The 466-nt window shown below is 59.9% G+C and carries 2 rRNA genes; both read right to left on the bottom strand.

The features are described 5' to 3' along the window. Positions 1-33: 33 nt before the first annotated feature. A 5S ribosomal RNA gene (rrf, locus tag C1631_RS25500) occupies positions 34-149 on the bottom strand. A 151-nt stretch (positions 150-300) separates the two neighbouring features. After that, positions 301-466, bottom strand: a 23S ribosomal RNA gene (locus C1631_RS25495); the annotation flags it as partial.

The raw sequence follows: 466 nt of genomic DNA, 5'->3' as shown, positions 1-466 counted from the left end.
GTGTGAGGGAATGTGGTCGCTTGTGCTGGGCAGGCCTGGCGGCGACCGACTCTCCCGTGTCTTGAGACACAGTACCATGGGCGCTGGTGTGTTTAACGGCCGAGTTCGAGATGGGATCGGGTTCTGGGCACACCGCTCAGGCCACCAGGCCGGCGCAGCACAAGATGTTTGGGTTTGTTCGGGCAAGCAGTGACCGACAGCCGTTTGGATGTCGGTCGGTCTTTGGTCGTGACGCATTTGGTGTGGTGTCTGTTCGTCAGCCTTACGGCGGTCGATCAGCACCGGACACGGATCATGAGAGCGATCAAGCCAATCGGGCGATTAGTACCGGTCAGCTCAACGCGTTACCGCGCTTGCACTCCCGGCCTATCGACGTGGTCGTCTTCCACGGCCCTCAAGGGAGACCTCGTTTTGAGGTGGGTTTCCCGCTTAGATGCCTTCAGCGGTTATCCCGTCCGTACATAGC

The organism is Chryseobacterium phosphatilyticum (assembly GCF_002899825.2).
GTDB lineage: Bacteria > Bacteroidota > Bacteroidia > Flavobacteriales > Weeksellaceae > Chryseobacterium > Chryseobacterium phosphatilyticum.
Note: the sequence above shows the minus strand (reverse complement) of the source record. Positions and strands in the feature narration are given on the sequence as shown.